Raw genomic sequence first — 18321 nt, forward strand, 5'->3', positions numbered from 1 at the left:
TTCAAAGGGAGGAAGTCATGTTGTTTTTATCGAAAGTGACGGCGGCCACATTCGCCTTCGGCTCGCTGTTGATCGGCATTGCCAACGCTGAAACCGTACTGCGATCGTCGGATACCCATCCGGACGGCTATCCGACGGTCGAGGCGGTGAAATACATGGGTGACCTGATCAAGCAGCGCAGCAACGGCCGCTATTCGATCGAGGTCTATCATTCCGCGCAGCTCGGCGAGGAAAAGGACACGATCGAACAGACCCAGGCCGGCGTCATCGACCTCGACCGCGTTTCGATGGGTCCATTCAACGGCATCGTCCCGGAAACCGCGGTTCCGTCGCTGCCCTACATGTTCCGCTCGGTCGAGCATATGCGCCATGTCATGGACGGGCCAATCGGCGATCAGATCCTGAAGGCCTTCGAGGCGCATGACCTCATCGGCCTGGCCTTCTACGATTCGGGCGCGCGTTCCTTCTACAACACCAAGAAGGACATCACCTCGATGGCCGACATGAAAGGCATGAAGTTCCGCGTCATCCAGTCGGACGTGTTCGTCGACATGGTCAATGCGCTCGGCGCCAATGCCACGCCAATGGCCTATGGCGAGGTGTATTCGGCGCTGCAGACAGGCGTTATCGACGGTGCCGAGAACAATTGGCCGAGCTTCGAATCCGCCAAGCATTATGAAGTCGCCAAGCACTATACGATGGATGAACACCAGATCGTTCCGGAGGTGCTGGTGATGTCCAAGGCAAGCTGGGGCAAGCTTTCGCCGGAGGACCAGGCGATCGTGCGACAAGCAGCCAAGGACAGTGTCGTCAAGATGCGCGAACTCTGGGACGCGCAGGAGAAGAAGTCGCGCGGCATCGTCGAGGCCGCCGGCGTGAAGGTTAGCGACATCGACAAGCAGCCGCTGATCGATGCCATGAAGCCCGTCTACGACAAGTATTTGTCGACGCCCGAGCTGAAAGACCTGGCCGCGCGGATACAGGCCGAGAAATGACGATGACGGGCAGCACGCCAGGCAGCGCGGAGACCCCCGCGCTGCCCTCCGGCCGGTCGGGTCTGACAGGGTTCTGGCTGCGGGCGGAGCGCTTTCTTTCCGGGCTTGCCCGGCTGGCCCTATGGGTCAGCGGAGCGGGATTGACGCTGATGACGATTGTCATCTTCTGGCAGGTGTTCTCGCGCTACGTGCTCAACCGGTCGCCAAGCTGGACCGAATCCTTCTCGGTGCTTTTGATGGGATGGTTCATCTTCCTTGGTGCCGCCGTCGGTGTGCGCGAACGCACGCATCTTGGTTTCGATGTGCTGCTCTATGTCCTGCCCGCCTCGGCGAAGGCGGTGCTGCGCAGTATTTCCGACCTTGTCGTGCTGGCCTTCGGCGGCGGGATGATCATCTACGGCATACAACTGGCAAAGCTGACCTGGAACACCGTGATGCCCTCGCTCGCCCTGCCGGGCGGGGTCAGCTTCCTGCCGGTCATTCTGGGCGGTGCGCTGGTCTGCCTGTTCTCGCTGGAGCGCCTGGCCGGGCGTTTTGCCGGACTGCCAGTCGATGCCGATATTTATGCGACCGGCGAGGAGCCCTGAACCATGGCGCTGATCGTCCTGTTCGGAACCTTCGTGTTTCTGCTCGTCATCGGCACGCCGATCGCTTTCTGCCTCGGCGTTGCCAGCTTCGCGACGATCCTGACGCTGGGCCTGCCGCCGGTGGTGGTGTTCCAGCGGCTCAATTCCGGGGTCAGCGTGTTCTCGCTGATGGCCATTCCCTTCTTCATCTTCGCCGGCGATCTGATGGTGCGCGGCGGCATCGCGGCGCGCCTGGTGGCGCTGGCCGGATCGCTGGTCGGCCATCTGCGCGGCGGCCTGGGCCAGGTCAACATCGCCGCGTCGACCATGTTCGGCGGCATTTCCGGTTCGGCGGTGGCGGACGCCTCGGCGGTCGGCGGGCTGATGATCCCGCAGATGAAGGCGCGCGGCTACGGCGTCGACTATGCCGTCAACATCACCTCGGTCGGCGCCATCATCGCCTTGCTGATCCCGCCGTCGCACAACATGATCATCTATTCGATCTCGGCCGGCGGCCGCATCTCGATCGCCGACCTGTTCACGGCGGGCGTCATACCGGGCCTGCTCCTGGCGCTTTCGCTGATGATCACGGCCTATTGGGTCGCCAGCCGGCGCGGCTATCCCACCGAGCCCTTCGCCGGCTTCGGTCGCGCGATGCAACTGCTTGTCGCCGCCATTCCCGGCCTCGTGCTGATCGGCATCATTTTCGGCGGCGTCAGGTCGGGCATGTTCACGGCGACGGAAAGCTCGTGCATCGCCATCGTCTACGCCTTCCTGGTGACGCTTGTCATCTACCGTTCGATGAGCTGGGGCGACTTCGTCGCCGCGACCACGGCGGCGGTGCGCACGACGGCGATGGTGCTGATGATCATCGGCTGCGCCGCCGCCTTTGGCTGGCTGCTCGCCTATCTCAGGGTTCCCGCCGCGCTTGTCGCCTTCTTGCAGTCGGTATCCGACAACAAGCTGGTCATCCTGCTGTTGATCAACATCGTTCTGCTCATCCTCGGCACATTCATGGACATGTCGCCGCTGATCATCATCACCACGCCGATCTTCCTGCCCGTGGTCATGGCCTATGGCGTCGATCCCGTGCATTTCGGGGTCATCCTGATCCTCAATCTCGGCATCGGCCTGTGCACGCCGCCGGTGGGCGCCGTGCTCTTCGTCAGCTGCGCCATCGGCCGCATCCCGATCTGGACGGCGATGCGCTCGATCTGGCCATTCTATGGCGCGGCCTTCGCCGTGCTGATGCTTGTCACCTACATACCGGAAATCTCATTGTGGCTGCCGAGTCTGTTTCACTAGAGCTGGCCAGCGATCGGTAGAATCGCTGGCCAGTTTCAACTCTTTGTTTTTACGCAATTCCGGACGGATGACGGCTACGCACTTTTCCTGGAATTGCTTTAGGAGGTTCACCACGTGTCCGAAACAATTGCCGACCTCCGGGTCGAGAGAAAACCCAAACTCTCGGAGACCGTCGTCGCGGCGATCCGCAAGCAGTTGCAGGCGGGCGAGATCCTGCCCGGCCACAAACTGCCGACCGAAGGCCAGTTGACCGAAACCTTCGGCGTCAGCCGCACCGTCATCCGTGAGGCCTTGGCCAAGCTTGCCGCCGACGGCCTGGTCGAGCCTCGCCAAGGCGCGGGCGTCTTCGTCACCGAGCACATTTCGACGATGTTCGGCGCACTGGCCGCCGACATGGGCACCAAGGACTCCATCGCGCTCAACGTGCTGGAGGTACGCCTGGCGATCGAGATCGAATCGGCCGGGCTCGCCGCCATCCGCCGCAATGCCGCGCAGGAAGCGGCGATCCAGGAAGCCTTCTTCGAGTTCGAACGGCTGCTGCTCAACAGCGAACCGACCGGGCCGGCCGATCTCGCCTTCCACCGCGCCATCGCCAGCGCCACCAACAATCCGTTCTATGTCGAAATGCTCGACGTGCTCGGCCGGCGCGCCATACCGTGCGACGTGACCTCGCCCTGGTCGACGGAACTGGTGCAATCCGACAGCTACCAGCGCGGGCTGCAGGGGGAGCATCTGGTGATCCTCGACGCCATCACGTCCGGCGATGCAGAAGCCGCGCGCGAGGCGATGCGCGCGCACCTCACGGCCAGCCAACAGCGCTACCGCGAACGCCTGCACGCAAGGCAGGTCTTCTATGCCAATTCGGTCAAGGCGGCCGCCGGCGAGTGATCCATCGGAAGTCAGGACAGAGATGAGCCAGAACCATACCGACTACACATCGCGCTTCGCCATCGACCCGGTCGCCGCGGCGGCCATGGGCACCGACGAACTGCGCCACAATTTCCACATCGAGGACTTGTTCCAGCCCGGCCGGATCAGCCTGACCTATACCCACTACGACCGGATGATCGTCGGCGGCGCCGTGCCGGCCAGCAAGCCGCTTCGGCTGGAAGCGATCAAGCCGACGGGGACGAAGGGTTTTCTCGATCGGCGCGAGATGATCGCCGTCAACATCGGCGGGTCCGGCACGATCGAAGCCGGTGGCCAGTCCTTCACGCTCCAGGCGCGCGACATGCTCTATCTCGGCATGGGGACCAGCGACGTATCGTTCGCGTCCACGAGCGACAATGAGCCGGCTAAGTTCTACCTGTTGAGCGCGCCGGCGCATCAGGCTCATCCCAATCGGCTGATCCGCATCGGCGACGCCAGGCGCGTCGATCTCGGCAGCAAGGATGGCTGCAACGAGCGCTCGATCTTCCAGTTCATCCACGCCGATGGCGCGAAAACCTGCCAGCTCGTCGTCGGCATGACGCAGCTCGCGCCCGGCTCTGTCTGGAACACCATGCCGTGTCATGTGCATGACCGGCGCATGGAGGCCTATCTCTATTTCGATCTCGCGGACACGACGCGGGTCTTCCATTTCCTGGGCGAACCGGATGAGACGCGCCATATCGTGATGCGCAACGAGGAGGCTGTGCTATCCCCCGGCTGGTCGATCCATTCGGGCGCCGGTACGTCGAACTACGCCTTCATCTGGGCAATGGCCGGAGACAATGTCGATTACACCGATGTCGATCCGGTAGCGATGGAAGAACTGCGGTGATCGACCTCCCCGCTTTCAGCCTGGCCGGCAAACGCATCCTCGTTACCGGCGCCAACACCGGCATCGGCCAGGGCATAGCGGTGTCGATCGCGCGCGCCGGCGGCGCGGTCGTCGGCGTCGGCCGCTCATCGATGGACGAGACGGCGGCAAGGATCGCCGCCCAGAAGGGCGGGCAGTTCGAAGCTGTAACCGCCGACCTTGCCGACACGGCAGCGGCCGGACCGATGCTGGACCGGGTCTGGGAAAAAAGCGGACCACTCGACGGGCTGGTCAACAATGCCGGGATCATCCGGCGCGCCGATGCCGTCGATCTGAGCGAGGCCGATTGGGACGAGGTGCTCGACGTCAACCTGAAGACGGTCTTCCTGCTCTGCCAAGCCTTCGCCAGGCGCGTCCTGGCCGATGGGCGCAAGGGCAAGATCGTCAACATCGCCTCGGTATTGAGCTTTCAGGGCGGCATCCGCGTCGCGTCCTACACCGCCTCCAAGCATGGCGTGCTTGGCATCACCCGGCTGCTCGCCTGCGAATGGGCGGCGAAAGGCATCAACGTCAACGGCATCGCGCCGGGTTATATCGAAACCAATAATACCGAGGCGCTGCGTGCCGACCCCGACAGAAGCGCTGCCATCCTGGCGCGCATTCCGGCGGGCCGATGGGGCGAACCGGGAGACATCGGCGATGCAGCGGTGTTCCTGCTGGCGTCGGCATCCAATTACATGCATGGCGCGGTGGTGCCGGTGGATGGCGGCTGGCTGGCGCGGTGAGGAGGTGACGATGGCGAAACCGAAGATGTTCGCGCAGGCCGGCGAGGGTGCCTGGACGCCGACGCCTGACGGCAACAGGCGGCGCGTTTTGCTGCATACGGACGAATTGATGATGGTCGAGTTCGGCTTCGACAGGGGCGGTATCGGCGCATTGCACTCGCATCCGCATGTCCAGGCAAGCTACGTTGCCGAGGGCCGTTTCGAGGTGACCATCGATGGCCGGACCGAGATCCTTGGGGCCGGCGGAAGCTTCATCGTGCCGTCCGGTCTGGTGCATGGCGTCAAGGCGCTGGAAGCGGGGCGGCTGGTCGACAGTTTCACGCCGCGCCGGGCTGATTTTCTGACCTGATGGACGCCGCCAGTTTGCCGTGAGCCGGGTGGAGGATGCACGCTTGCGTTGATCCCTCGCGCAAATCAAAACCCGCGCCTCCGAAGAGGCGCGGGCGTTGCCTGGGCGCTTGTGGCGCCGCGGTACTCAAAACATCACCGCAGGATTGGAAACCTGCCGGATCATGGTGAATATAAGCTTAACTTAATAGACTAAATCCGCGTGGTCACGGCGACCGGCGGCGAGCAAGCGGTGCGTGGCCTCGAGAATGGCCTCGACCGGCGTGTCGGCGACTTTGGCTGTTCTGCCGCGCCTCGGCGCCGTCACCACCTCGACCCGGTTCGACAGCGGCCGCCACCGCTCGAGATTGGCTCCGTTGTTGACGATCACCGTCGGCGTCATGACCGTGGCGAACAGGTGCCCCAGCCCGCCTTCCATACCGACATAGGCGGCAGCCATCTCGCCAAGCGCCAACAGGAGGTCGCCGAACGCCTCGACTCCGAGCCCGAGTTCCGGACCGATCACCGAAAGACGGCTCTCCCTGGCGAGAAGGGCCTGCGGCGTCGGTCCGTCGCCCGGGGTTACCAGATACAGGACCTGATAGCCGGCATCGATGAGATTGCCGGCTATGGCAGCGACCTGGGCCTCGCTCATGAACTTGTTGCCCCTGGCATTGCCGCCAAGCAGGATCAGCGGCCGGTCGCCGGTTCCGCGAAGCCGGCGCGCCTGGGTCCGGCGGCCTGCGGGGCATCAAGCCGATGGTCGAATGGCAAGTGCCGGCCGGCGAGGCGCTCGATCAGCCGGTGGTAGCGCCAGGCATTGTGTTCGGGTCGCAAGGTCCATCTTGTGCCCCACCGCAGCGACAGGAGATGGCCGGCAAAATTGGGCTCGTAGCGGACGCCGCGGCTGAGAAGCTGCAATCCGGTCACTATCAGCCCGGGCACGCCCGCCCGGAAGTCGACGACCGTCGTTCGTCCGCCGGGCCGGGCGAACTCAGCCAGAATGGCGGAAAGCGGCACAATCGTCCTGAAGTCATCGACGAGGGGAGCCGCGTGCTTGTGCAACATGCCCGTAAGCGAGGACTTGCCCCGGCTGCCATAGACGATATGGCTTCGTGGGAAGGCCGTTCTTGCCGCCCGCAAGGCCGGTATCCTCAGCAACCCGTCGTCGAGGGCATCGTTGCGGCCGTAGAAGATAAGCAGCGGCGCGGGCAAATCCATGGCCAGGCGGATCCGTTAGCTATGAGGTCGGGAATAATGCTTCAAACGCAACAATAGGGAGCGGTATCAACCGATATCGTCGCCGATGCGCTGGTCATTGCGGCACCAAAACGCCGACGTTGTTCAGGTGATATGCGTGAGCAGACTGAAAAGCCGCTCGAACGTCTTGCCGTAGGGCGGGCGTAGAAGTCCTCCCGCACTCAGTCTGGACTGCAGGAAGACCGGCTTTTCCTTGCTGAAGGTGCGAAACCCCCATTCGCCGTGATAGGCGCCCATGCCGCTGGCGCCGACACCGCCGAAAGGCTGGTTCTCCTGCACCAGATGCAGCATGCAGTCGTTGATCGTGACGCCGCCGGCGAGGGTCTCATGCAGGATGCGTTGGCGGTTGCGGCTGTCGTGGCCGAACCAGTAGAGCGCCAGCGGCCGGTCGGCCCGGTTCACATGATCGATCGCATCGTCGACCGCGGCATACTCGACGATCGGCAGCACCGGGCCGAAAATCTCTTCGCGCATCAGCCGCAGGTCCGGACCGGCATTCCTGACCAAGGTCGGCGGCAGCTTCCGGTCGGCAGTACCGAGCTCTTCGCCGGCCGGATTGATTTCGACGACATCGGCGCCGGCGTCGCGGGCTTCCGTGATCATGGCGCGCAGGCGCTGGTAATGCCGGTCGCTGATGATGGCGGTGTAGTCGGGGTTGTCGCGCAAGGTGGGGTAGAGCCGCGCCACCGCCGTGGCGAGCTTCACGGCGACCGTGGCCGACTGTCCCCTGGGCACCAGCAGATAATCCGGCGCGATGCAGGTCTGCCCGGCATTGAGCAGCTTGCCATAAGCGACGCTGGATGTAGCCGCATCGAGATCGCATGAGGCATCGAAGATCGCCGGCGACTTGCCGCCGAGTTCGAGCGTGACCGGGGTCAGGTTGGCGGCAGCGGCGATCGCGACCTGGCGGCCGACGGCGGTCGAGCCGGTGAACAGGAGATGATCGAAGGGCATCGATACGAAGGCCTTGCCCATTTCGGCGTCGCCGGTGATGACGCTCAACTCGTCGGGGGCAAAGTGCTCGCCGGCCAGTTTTTCCAGCAGCGCGGAGAATGCAGGTGTCAGTTCTGATGGCTTGACCAGCACACGGTTGCCGGCGGCCAGGGCTGCGATCACCGGCGCGGCGGCGAGCTGAAAGGGGTAGTTCCAGGGCGAGACGACGCCGACGACGCCGAGCGGCTGCGGCAGCAGGCGATTTCGGCCGGGCAGGAACGGCAAGGTGGTGGCGATACGGCGCTCTCGCATCCAGCCTCTCAGATGGGAAAGCGTGTGGCGGATGCCGGCGCGCACGACAAACAGTTCCGCGAGGCGGGTCTCATGCGCCGAGCGGCCGCCGAAGTCGGCATCGATGGCCGCACAGATGTCCGCCTCGTGCTTTTCGGTGAGCGCCAGCAGGCGTTGCAGCCGGTCCCTTCGTACGCCAAGATCCGGAAAGGGTTGTGCCTGGAAGGCCGCACGCTGCCGTTCGAACCGGTCGCGGAGCGTGTCCTGTCTGACCTGCAGCATCGCGTCCTCCTGTCGTAGGGCTGAGCTTACATCCCGGTCCCTGCAGGAATCCAGCCGGCCCGCGGCTCCCGCAAGGGAAGGCACCAGGGCTTCGGCCAGCCCGTGCCGGGTCCGCATGCTTTTCGAAGTTGGGCGGTGTGGCTGCCAGCCAGAACCGATCTGTCCACCGAAACGGCCTCCGATTCTCTAAAGCGTGGGCCCCAACCTATACATCCTATGCGGGAATCTGCAGTCTGACACGGGCCCTACGGATGAGTTGCTAGCTCGGACTTTACGGACGAGTTCGCGGTGGCATTCCCGCGCGCTTCGCTTTAGGACCATGGTTCGGCCAACGAGGAACCATCTCTCCATGCACGGATCGACGGCGGACAGGCCGGATGCCAAGCGGCGCGTCCTCAAGGACGTGTTCGGCTTCGACGATTTTCGCCCCGGCCAGGCCGACGTCATGGAGGCGCTGCTTAGCGGGCGCCATGTGCTGGCCGTGATGCCGACAGGCGCCGGCAAGTCGCTCTGCTACCAGGTTCCGGCGCTGGTCCTGGGCGGGCTCAGCATCGTCGTCTCGCCGCTGGTGGCGCTGATGCAGGATCAGGTCGCCGCCTTACGCCTTGCCGGCGTCGGCGCCGACACGATCAATTCCTCGCTCGACCGCGAGGCCAATGTCGCGGCGTGGCGCCGTGTCGCGTCGGGCCAGACGCGGCTGCTTTATCTGGCGCCGGAACGGCTGATGACCGAGCGCATGCTCGAGGCGCTTTCGCGGCTCGACGTCAGCCTGATCGCCATCGACGAGGCGCATTGCATCTCGCAATGGGGGCCGGCGTTCCGGCCCGAATATGAGGATTTGTCGCGGCTGCGCGGCATCTTCCCCAACGTGCCTATCATCGCGGTGACGGCAACGGCGGACGAGAGCACGCGCACCGACATCGAAGCACGGCTGTTCGCCGAGCGGGTCGAAACCCTGGTGCTGGGTTTCGACCGGCCAAACATCAAGCTGGCGATCGAATCCAAGCAGGACAGCAAGCGGCAATTGCTGCGTTTCATCGAGCGCCACGCCGGCAAGAGCGGCATCGTCTACTGCCTGTCGCGCAAGAAGACCGAGGAGATGGCGGCCTTCCTCGAGAAGAACGGCGTCACCGCGCTCGCCTACCATGCCGGGATGAGCAAGGAGGCGCGTGAGGCCAATCAAAACGCCTTCATGACGCTCTCCGGCGTCGTCATGGTGGCGACCATCGCCTTCGGCATGGGCATCGACAAGCCCGACGTCGCCTATGTCTTCCATACCGATATGCCAGGCAGCCTGGAGGCTTATTACCAGGAGATCGGGCGCGCCGGCCGTGATGGGCGCAAGGCCGAGGCGCATATGCTTTACGGCCTTGGCGACATCCGCATGCGCCGGCTGTTCATCGACGACGAGGACGCGTCCACCGAGCACAAGCGGCGGGCTCATCGCCGGCTCGATACGCTGATCGGCTATTGCGAGACGGCGCAGTGCCGCCGCCAGGTGTTGCTCGGCTATTTCGGCGAGGAGGCGCAGCCTTGCGGCAATTGCGACAACTGCCTCGACCAGGTGCCGCGCGCGGACGGCGCCGCCGAGGCACGTATCATCCTGGCGGCGGTGGCGCAGAGTGGCGAGCGCTTCGGCGCCACCCATGTCATCGACATCCTGCTCGGCCACGAGACCGAGAAGGTCCTGGCCAGGGGCCATGAGCGGCTGGCGAGCTTCGGCAGCGGCGTGGCGCACAAGAAGGATTTCTTGATATCGTTGATCCGGCAGCTTGTCGCCGGAGGCTTCCTGGAGCCGGACCCGAGCGGCCATGGCGGCCTTGCCATTGCCGACAAAGGCCACGCGCTCGGCCGGGGCGAGGTGCCGTTCCACTACCGCGTCGAGATGCGCGGCCGCGCCCTGCGCAAGATGCGAGCGGCCGAGGGCGCCGCGAACACCGAAGGCGTGGATGCATCGCTGCTCGCCACGCTCAAATCGCTGCGGCTGCGTCTCGCCAAGGAGCGTCAGGTGCCGGCCTATGTCGTGTTCTCCGATCGCACGCTGATCGACATGGCCGAACGCCGCCCGCGCGATCTCGACGCCTTCGCCGAGGTGAATGGCGTGGGCGGGGCGAAGCTCAAGGAGTTCGGCCAGCTTTTTCTCGCCGCGATCGCCGCGCACCAGGCGGGCGGATCGGCCTGAGGCGATCCGGCGCTATCCGTGGATGTCCAACGGCCAGGTGCCGGTTGGGGCGATCTGCCTCACCGCGCCAATGGCGTGCGTTCGCTGGCGCTTGCCGGCGGCGTCGCGCTGCACGCGATCAAGCCGACCGTCATCCTGTCTTCGACAAGGAGAGGGGACCGATAGGTTTGGCCGGCTTTTGCCCTGCCTGTTAGAGCGTTCCATCATTTCGCGGAAATGCAGAACCGCCCTATCTCTTTGCTTTTTACGCGACGCCGTCATGTTCAAAGGGCGCAGGCAAGTCGGCATCACTGTCGGCGAAATCCTTGGAGTCCATTTTCTGGGGTGCGCGCCCAACGACCAGCATCAGCACGGCGACGAAATACCCAATCTGCAAAACTATCGCGGCGACCGCGGTCCAGCCAAGCGCATGCCATAAGGAACCCGTTGCCGCAAAGATCCAGACAGCCACGAAGCCCAGCGTGCCGAACATACCCACCAGAAACTGCGGAAAATACATTTTTGCCAGAACGTTCCTGACTGTCACCAGTCTCGAACGTCTCCCTAACTGGAACGCCACATCCCGGTTTGAAGGTTTTTCATTATTTTAGCAATTACGCAAGTACCGGGTGAAGAGACTGGCCGGCTTCGCGGTTGGCCAGCCGCGGCTATGCGTGACGATGCGACAAGTCAAAACCGCCGTCCGATCGAGGCCCCGACAAGCGCTCTGCCGCGGACCGGAACATGTCCTCGAACTCCAGTTCCTGCTCGAACACCACACCTCCGAGTTTCACGGCCAGGACTTCTTCGCCTCCTTGCGGTGCGAAATAGACTTGCGAGACGCCGGCACGAATACGCTCGCCAATCTTTCTGGCGTCGGCTTCGCTTGCTCCGGGCAGAAACACCCCGAACATCGAAGCGCCGATGCGGCCAATCACATCCTCCGAGCGAACGGAGGATCGGATGGCCGAGGCTATGAGGCGCAGGGCTTCATCGCCCCAACCAAGGCCGAAGCGTAGGTTGATGGCGCGCAGATGCTCGGGGTGAATCACTAGGAAGGCGCCCGATCGCGAGCCCGGCGCCGAGGGCTTGACCGCTCTGCGTTCGATGAGTGACGCGAAAACGGTCCCGTTCAGGCAGCCGGTCAACCCGTCATAGCTCGCCGCCTTGTTGAGTTCCCGTCGATAATGGCGGATATCGGCCAACTTCAGACCTATGAACACAAACAGCGGCAGGCAAATCACCAGAGGCAGGACCGTTGCGGTGATCACGCCACGACCGAACGGGGTCAAGGCATCGCTGAACAAAAGCAGGTAGTTCAAGGCGAGGGAAACGAGTAAGCTGCCGGTAGTTCCCAGGATGGCCAAGTACACAATGTCCTTCCATGCTTTGGCCGGGGCCTCGGTCGATGTTCTTGTCACGGCCAATCTCCTGTTTGATCGGCACCATACAGCCGGCAAGTTACGATTTCGGTCTCAAGGAACAATACAATTTGATGGATCGGGAGGGATCGTCTCGCCAGGGATCGGCGCTGGGAGGTCAATCCCGGAGCTGACGAATGCCTGACGCGCTTACGCAGGCGGGCCGAAGATTCCCATTGCCGCGGCCCTGGCTGTCGCCTCGGCCTTGGCATAGATGCCATTCGGCAAAGCCAGGGCCCAGCCATTGGATACGAGCCAGGCGCCGACATCCTGCTTTCCCAGCCGGCATGGCGCGGCGATCGGGAAACGGTCAATTTCCGGTGGCACGAAACATTTCAACGCCCGTCCGCGGAGCCAGCTGTTGAAAGCAGCGCGTGCCCTTTGCCCGCAAGGCCAGGAGATGTCGCCAAACAGGCACGTTCTGTCGATCTCGACGCCCTGCACGCCGCTGATCGTCACTTTTCGGCCCATGGATTCGAAGCCGGCCGACGATGTGGCCTGTGGGCCGTACAGCAGCATCTCCCGCCAATCCTGTGGCATCGGCGTTTTCGGGGGGGACGCAAGGCCGAGTTCGCCGAGCGGCGAACGTGGCTCCGCTCGCTCGATGTCCGTCGGGTCGATCTGCGGCGGCGCGATGAGGTCCTGAGCGATCTTGCGTGCCGAACCGGAAAGGAAGCGAACCGGGCCCCGAAGGTTCTTGTGCCCGATGTCGCGGGCGGAGGCGACAATTGGCGGATCGACCCGGAACATGTGCGCTGCCCGGACAATCAACAAAATTCCGATCAAGAGCTCAAGGCTTCCGATCGCGATCATGATGCGGACGCGTTGTGCTTTCCCCATCGAGTCTACGTCCAGTCAGAAACCCGACGTCGATTTGGCAACCAGTTTGAGCGCGCCTTTTTCAATTCGGTAGAAAGGCATCGACCGTTCGCTGGATCCGTCGGCGCGAAACCGGAACAAACCGGTCGACCCGCGAAACCCGCTCGGATTCTCGAAGGCTTTTCTGCTGAAACTGGCAGGTCCAAGTGCGCTTGCGATCCCGGCTGTCAGGGCGACCGTATCATAAGCATAAGCGACATTGACATCAGGCTCGTATTTGAAGGTCGTCTTGAAACGATCCGCAATGGGACCCGTCTCGCGTGGATCGAGCGTTGCGATATAGGCGCCTTCGAAAAGCGGATCGATGGGGCGATCCAGCCAGCGATTTGTCCCGACCACGGAGGTCGTCTTTCCCGGAACGCCTTTTGCTTTCAGGGCGATGAGGATCGGCGACGGGCTGCCGTCACCGCTGGCAACGATGACGGCATCGGGCATCTCCACAAGCGAACCCATATCGGCGACCGCCTTGGTGCCGTTGTCGGCGGCCGAATAGGGTATGGTGACCGCAAGTGTGGCTCCGTATATGCTGAGACTGTTGGCAACCCGCTTCTCGACTATGCCGGCATTCGACCCTGCCGGGACAAGCAGGACGAATTTCTTGCCGCCCTTGGCCGCGATGGCGCCGGCACCCGCCGCGGCGCTGTCTGCTTCAGTGAGGCACACGGCGTAGACGCCCGGGCCGCCGGCGAAATTGTCGGCAAGAGCCAGAACCGGCGGCCGGTTCGACCCCGACAGTTGAGCGACATGTTGTGCCGCGGGCAGTTCGGCCGGACCGATGACAACTTTCGCCCCCGACGTTATGGCCTTGATCGCCAATTGCTGGGAATAACTCACGTCGCCTCGCGTGTCCTCGACGGTCAGCGTAAGCAGCGGATTGCCAAGATCGGTCATCGCGAGTTTTGCTGCATCGAGCATCTTCCTGCCACTTTCCCCCGCCGTTCCCGGCGCGGAGAGGGGCAGTAGCATGGCAACCTTCGTGGGGCCCGTGCCGAGAGACTGCGTCGCCTGGCTTGCGTTGGCGACAGCGACAACGGCCGGTTGATTGCCAGCCTGGATGGCGGCCGGATCGAGCGCGTCGGATACGCTGCCTTTCGACTGACAACCCAGCAAGGATCCCGCCAGCATCGAGGCCGCCGCCAACGTCCGAAGACGGTGTACCTGTCGGCCAAATCCCATGCTTGCTCCCACCCAACATGCCGCCAGATTGTGCGACCTTGCCCTTCCCGGTCTCATCTTCAAAATATGTTACGGCGGATTTGCGCCGTTCTCGGCTGGCGAAGGGTCGCGTTCTTCTGCTTCCAGCCCTCGTCCTGGCGCACGCTGGCAATGGCGAATGAAAGTGGAGGCTTGTTCGCGGGCCCGCTCTCTCGAACCGGCCGGCGTGACACACGGCAAGGGACCGACCAATGCGATCGTTCCCGTGATCGCAGTGACATGGGACCGTCAATCATCGGCCCGACGTTCCCGCCTGCCTGGTCAGTTCATGTACTCGACCATGCGCTCGTGAAAACACTCGCATTTGTCGAGTGTATCCTCGTCGCGATAATTCGTCTTCAGGTAGCCGTAAGCCATGCCGCAGGCGACCTTGGCTTCCGACGCCCAGACGAAAACCGGCCTGGACGAGTTGATCCATTCCGGGCTGTTGGCGACGGCGACCGACTCGTCCATCAGCTTCACCACCTGGTTCTTCAGATCGACGATGTTGTCGGTCCGCACCAGGTCCGAGTTGCCGGCGACACGGCAATAGTCGGCCGTCGAGCCGCCGATGATATCGGCGGCGTAGCCCGCCGATCCAGCCGTCAACAACAGGGCCGCGGCCGAAACCAGCAGCTTTGCAACAGTCTTCATGTAAGTCCCCTCTCCAACCAATTCATGCTTTAGCCAATGTATAGCAGGGAGTCCGGCCGCTCATAAGCACTAAATCGTGGCCGTATGCTGTGCGTGGTTCGTATCGTCGTAGAGGATATTGATCGTGCCGACGGGCGGCGCGTTCTGCAGAACGGCAACATCCACGAAGTTGGCCGGACTGCCCGAGCCGCTGGTGTCGACGCTTACCGTGCTGGTCGCGCTGTTGTAATGCACATAGTCGGCGATGTTGCCAGCCGGTGCCCTATCGAACAGCGCGCTCAAGTCGATCTTGTCCCCCTCGGCGCCATGATAGTCCGAGATCAGATCCTTGATGTTCAGATTGTCGATCTTGAACGTGTCTGCGCCCGAGGTGCCGTCGATAGCCACCGACGGCTGCGTCGGGGCAACCAGCGAAGTATCGAGTTCCACCTCGACATAGTTGCCGCTCGTGCCATCGGCCATCTGGAAAGTGCCGTTGCCGGTCACGGTCTGCCCGTCGATTTCGCCGACAGCCGGGTGCGCTGCTGTGCTGATGGAGACAACACCGTTGTCGGCGAGGTGCGACAATTCCCCGGCGTCGCTGATGCCGTTGGCATTGGCATCCTTCCAGATCAGCAGGCTGCTGAACGCCGCGTCGTTGTGGTCGATCACGCCATCGTGGTTGCTGTCGAGCGATGCTAAAGCGGCCACGCCGCTGGCGAAGTTGCCACCGCCGAAATTCGGCGTGAACAGTTCGGTGCCATCGTTGATCTTGCCGTCATGGTTGAGGTCGACAGCCAGCATGCCGTCATGGGATGTGTTCCAGGCGAGCTGTTCCTTGGTGCCATCGCCGTTCATGTCGAACTGAACACCGTGGCTGACATCGGAGAAGGCAAAGCCATTGTGGTTCAGGTCGAGAATGATGGGGTCGACGGAGCCTCCGATGAGGGTGTTCAGGTTAGATATGGTGACGCCCTGGAGATCGACCAGTGCTCCCACGCCGGCATTCGTGGTTGCCTGAGTATAGACGTAGGTATGGTTTACCCCTGAGATCGTTGCCGTGAATGCGAGCGTCGCCCCGGCGTTGCCGATGTCTGTAGCATTAAGATACTGGACAACCGCCGCTAGACTTGCGGCGGACGTGACCGCCAATGGCGCGGTAAAGCTGTCGGTGCCAAAGAAGCTGGCGATGCCGTTCGTGACCGAATGGGACTGAACCGTGTCACCACCGATCGTCAACGTGGAGTCTCCGCCATTGACGTTGCCGGAGGTGGCGGCCACCAGACTGCCGGGCAGGGTCAACTTGTCGGTGCCGGCGACGAAATCGGTGATGATGTCATATCCGGAGATCGTGCCGGCGTTGCCCGATCCGCCGATGACGGGCGTCGACTCCCCAGCGCCGATCACGAAGGTGTCGTTGCCGGCTCCTCCTGTCATCGTGTCCGCACCCGCTCCGCCGATTAGGGTATCCTTTCCATCGAGGCCCGTCAGTGTATCGTTACCCTGTCCTCCGGATAGGATCGTATCGTGCCCATTGATGCCGGTCAGATGATCGTCGCCATCCTGGCCAAGCAAAATGGTCTTCACCGCGGTCGCTACGAGATTGTCGACGCCGTTGGTGCCTTCGAGCGTTGTGGCGGTTGGGTAAAGATGTGCGGTTACGCTGCCAGCCGCCGTATCGCTGTCGCCATCCGTTCCCGTCACCGGGATATTGATGTCAAACGGGTCAACCGCGTTGGCGGTAGCGAAGCTGGCCGCACCAAGCTTGAAGGTTCCTGACGACGCCCCCGAGATCTCGACCGCGCTAAACGGGTCCGAACTGGCCGTGACGGTGAAGGTGTCGCCTTGGTCCAATCCATGAAGCGTGAAGGTGCCGTCGCCATTGTTCGTCAGTGTGGGCGCGGCGCCGCCAGAACCGTTCACAAAGGTCACGGTAATTCCGGTAGCCGTGGTTTCCCCCGGGCCGTCGCCGACAAAAGTCTTGTCGTCGTCAGCATTTACGGCCCTGATCGTGATATCCACCGTGCCATTTGCTTTGGTGATCCCCTGGGTGAAACTCGATACCTCGTAGTGAGTGGTATAGTTGGTTCCGGCGATGGTTCCTGTGGTCGATGCGTTCGTCACGAAGTCGAAACGGATTGTCTCCCCGCTTGTAATGCTCTGGCCGCTACCGACCCCGAAGTTTCCGGTGCTGGTATTGACGTTGTTGGAGCCGTTTGCCGTGACCAACAAGTCGTTCGGTGTATCCGGGCTGGTGAGAGCTGTGAAGGCATTCACCTGGTTGTTGCCGCCCGTGGCTGTGGCGCCTGCCGTCGTGAATTGAGATCCGTTGAAGATCGTACCATTCAAGACAAAGGACCAAGTGTCGGTTGCCGGATTGAGCGTGGCGGTGAATCCGAGATCGTTGCCATTTGCCACTGACGATCTTCCCTCGACCGTGTGACCATCCGCGGAGACTTGATAGAACAGCTGCTCCCCGTTGAGGTAGACGTTCGCACCGCTGGCGTCTTGAACGGCGGCACCTGTCGTCACGTTGAACACGACATTTCCGACACCGTCTGCTCCCGCGCCCGGTGCAAAGTTCAGGTGTTCGGTCAGCGCGGTGTGCAATGTGTCCGGCAGACTGATGCTGTCGCCGACGAAAGGCAGCGGCGCGTCGTCCAGCACAGTCAGGTTGACCGCGCCGGAAACATGGTCGCCGCTGGTGTCGGTTGCCACCACCTGAAGACCATTGATGGTGATGTTGCCAGAGCCGGCGGTATGCTGGAGCTGGTCGGTCAGTGTGGCGGTGACCACGGGAGTCAATGAGCTGTTGGCGCTGGCGCTCGTGTTCGACAGCGCCAGGTAGATTGCAGGTCCGAGGTTGGTGACACCTTGCATCAGCGTGCCGACAAGCTGGCCGCCGCTGAGTGCCCAGCTGATCGAATATCCGGCTGCCAGACCGGAGACCGCCGGCGCTACCCAGTTCGGATCACCTGTTGGATTGGCAAAGGCTACGGTGATCGCCTCACCCGTCGTGGTGAAGGTAATCCCGCTGGTCGCTTGTGCCGATTCGCCAGGGCTGGTGGGATTGGTCCCAGTCACCGCGCCCGCGTGGAGGTCGGTGGCGTCTTGGGTGGTGTCGAGAGCTGCTTCGTTCAACGTCAGAGATGCAGTGCCGCCGCCCCCCGGAACCGTATTGGTCTGCACGTTCACCGTCACAGTGGCGGTCGAGGTGTCGCCGTCACCGTCCTTGATAGTGTAGGTGAACGAGTCCGATCCGACATAGATGCCTGTCGGCGTATAGGTGAATGTTCCGTCGTTGTTGTAAGTGACGGTGCCGTGCGCGCCGTTGGTGGTTGTTACCATCCCGGGGGTGGTTGTCGCGACCCCGTCGGCGCCGAAGACGTCATTACCCAGGAGGCCGGTCAGCACCGTAGGCGCGGTGATTACCGGTGCCCAACTGTCGGCATGGGCCGTCGGAACGTCGTTGACGATGTTGATGGTCAGCGTCTTGTCGTTGTGGTCGCCGTCGGCGTCCGTCACCGAGACCGCGAAGTCGTCATGCG

Annotated in this window: 18 protein-coding genes; 9 read left to right on the forward strand and 9 right to left on the reverse strand. The window is 62.9% G+C overall.

The window, feature by feature from the left end; genetic code table 11:
- The first annotated feature begins 17 nt into the window (after positions 1 to 17).
- The 7 genes from FJ930_RS26370 to FJ930_RS26400 all read left to right on the forward strand — a co-directional run bounded on the left by FJ930_RS26370 (position 18) and on the right by FJ930_RS26400 (position 5741).
- Positions 18 to 995, forward strand: coding sequence for a TRAP transporter substrate-binding protein (locus FJ930_RS26370; protein WP_141840720.1), 978 nt, complete (start codon positions 18 to 20; stop codon positions 993 to 995).
- 2 nt (positions 996 to 997) lie between these two features.
- A complete protein-coding gene (locus tag FJ930_RS26375) occupies positions 998 to 1582 on the forward strand; it encodes a TRAP transporter small permease (protein ID WP_181763470.1) in 585 nt (194 codons plus the stop codon).
- A 3-nt stretch (positions 1583 to 1585) separates the two neighbouring features.
- Positions 1586 to 2866 carry a TRAP transporter large permease gene (locus FJ930_RS26380; RefSeq protein WP_141840721.1) on the forward strand — a complete coding sequence of 427 codons (1281 nt, stop codon included), beginning with the start codon at positions 1586 to 1588 and terminating at the stop codon, positions 2864 to 2866.
- Between the two features lie 114 nt (positions 2867 to 2980).
- Complete coding sequence (locus tag FJ930_RS26385; RefSeq protein WP_141840722.1) at positions 2981 to 3754, forward strand: FadR/GntR family transcriptional regulator; 774 nt, start codon at positions 2981 to 2983, stop codon at positions 3752 to 3754.
- Positions 3755 to 3776: 22 nt separating this feature from the next.
- The gene (gene kduI / locus FJ930_RS26390; RefSeq protein ID WP_141840723.1) at positions 3777 to 4628 is read left to right on the forward strand and encodes a 5-dehydro-4-deoxy-D-glucuronate isomerase; all 852 of its coding nucleotides are present in this window, start codon (positions 3777 to 3779) and stop codon (positions 4626 to 4628) included.
- On the forward strand, positions 4628 to 5392 hold the full coding sequence (kduD, locus tag FJ930_RS26395; protein WP_181763471.1) for a 2-dehydro-3-deoxy-D-gluconate 5-dehydrogenase KduD: 765 nt from the start codon (positions 4628 to 4630) through the stop codon (positions 5390 to 5392). The genes kduI and kduD overlap by 1 nt, the downstream gene beginning before the upstream one ends.
- Before the next feature lie 10 nt (positions 5393 to 5402).
- On the forward strand, positions 5403 to 5741 hold the full coding sequence (locus tag FJ930_RS26400) for a cupin domain-containing protein (protein WP_141840725.1): 339 nt from the start codon (positions 5403 to 5405) through the stop codon (positions 5739 to 5741).
- A 183-nt stretch (positions 5742 to 5924) separates the two neighbouring features.
- Here FJ930_RS26400 and FJ930_RS26405 read toward each other — a convergent pair whose 3' ends face one another.
- From FJ930_RS26405 to FJ930_RS26415, 3 genes are all read right to left on the reverse strand, one after another.
- Positions 5925 to 6374 carry a glycosyltransferase family 9 protein gene (locus FJ930_RS26405; RefSeq protein WP_246677032.1) on the reverse strand — a complete coding sequence of 150 codons (450 nt, stop codon included), beginning with the start codon at positions 6372 to 6374 and terminating at the stop codon, positions 5925 to 5927.
- Between the two features lie 35 nt (positions 6375 to 6409).
- Positions 6410 to 6940 carry a hypothetical protein gene (locus FJ930_RS26410; protein WP_141840727.1) on the reverse strand — a complete coding sequence of 177 codons (531 nt, stop codon included), beginning with the start codon at positions 6938 to 6940 and terminating at the stop codon, positions 6410 to 6412.
- A 123-nt stretch (positions 6941 to 7063) separates the two neighbouring features.
- Positions 7064 to 8485: a coniferyl aldehyde dehydrogenase gene (locus FJ930_RS26415; protein ID WP_141840728.1), complete on the reverse strand. Its 1422-nt coding sequence runs from the start codon at positions 8483 to 8485 to the stop codon at positions 7064 to 7066.
- Between the two features lie 349 nt (positions 8486 to 8834).
- Here FJ930_RS26415 and recQ point away from each other — a divergent pair, with 349 nt between their 5' ends.
- Entirely contained in the window at positions 8835 to 10667 is a 1833-nt protein-coding gene (recQ, locus tag FJ930_RS26420) for a DNA helicase RecQ (RefSeq protein ID WP_141840729.1), read from the forward strand.
- A gap of 18 nt (positions 10668 to 10685) precedes the next feature.
- Complete coding sequence (locus FJ930_RS30165; protein ID WP_181763472.1) at positions 10686 to 10832, forward strand: hypothetical protein; 147 nt, start codon at positions 10686 to 10688, stop codon at positions 10830 to 10832.
- A 79-nt stretch (positions 10833 to 10911) separates the two neighbouring features.
- Here FJ930_RS30165 and FJ930_RS26425 read toward each other — a convergent pair whose 3' ends face one another.
- The 6 genes from FJ930_RS26425 to FJ930_RS26450 form a co-directional block, all read right to left on the reverse strand.
- Positions 10912 to 11166 (reverse strand): exopolysaccharide production repressor protein, encoded by a 255-nt coding sequence (locus FJ930_RS26425; protein WP_141840730.1) that lies wholly within the window; start codon positions 11164 to 11166, stop codon positions 10912 to 10914.
- Positions 11167 to 11314: 148 nt separating this feature from the next.
- Positions 11315 to 12067, reverse strand: coding sequence for a GGDEF domain-containing protein (locus FJ930_RS26430; RefSeq protein ID WP_140745080.1), 753 nt, complete (start codon positions 12065 to 12067; stop codon positions 11315 to 11317).
- Positions 12068 to 12217: 150 nt separating this feature from the next.
- The gene (locus tag FJ930_RS26435; protein WP_246677033.1) at positions 12218 to 12817 is read right to left on the reverse strand and encodes a thermonuclease family protein; all 600 of its coding nucleotides are present in this window, start codon (positions 12815 to 12817) and stop codon (positions 12218 to 12220) included.
- Positions 12818 to 12922: 105 nt separating this feature from the next.
- The gene (locus FJ930_RS26440) at positions 12923 to 14122 is read right to left on the reverse strand and encodes an ABC transporter substrate-binding protein (protein ID WP_141840732.1); all 1200 of its coding nucleotides are present in this window, start codon (positions 14120 to 14122) and stop codon (positions 12923 to 12925) included.
- Positions 14123 to 14422: 300 nt separating this feature from the next.
- Positions 14423 to 14794, reverse strand: coding sequence for a hypothetical protein (locus FJ930_RS26445; RefSeq protein ID WP_141840733.1), 372 nt, complete (start codon positions 14792 to 14794; stop codon positions 14423 to 14425).
- A gap of 69 nt (positions 14795 to 14863) precedes the next feature.
- Positions 14864 to 18298 (reverse strand): Ig-like domain-containing protein, encoded by a 3435-nt coding sequence (locus tag FJ930_RS26450; protein WP_210245381.1) that lies wholly within the window; start codon positions 18296 to 18298, stop codon positions 14864 to 14866.
- Positions 18299 to 18321: the final 23 nt, after the last annotated feature.

The sequence above is a fragment of the Mesorhizobium sp. B2-4-15 genome (assembly GCF_006658505.1).
GTDB lineage: Bacteria > Pseudomonadota > Alphaproteobacteria > Rhizobiales > Rhizobiaceae > Mesorhizobium.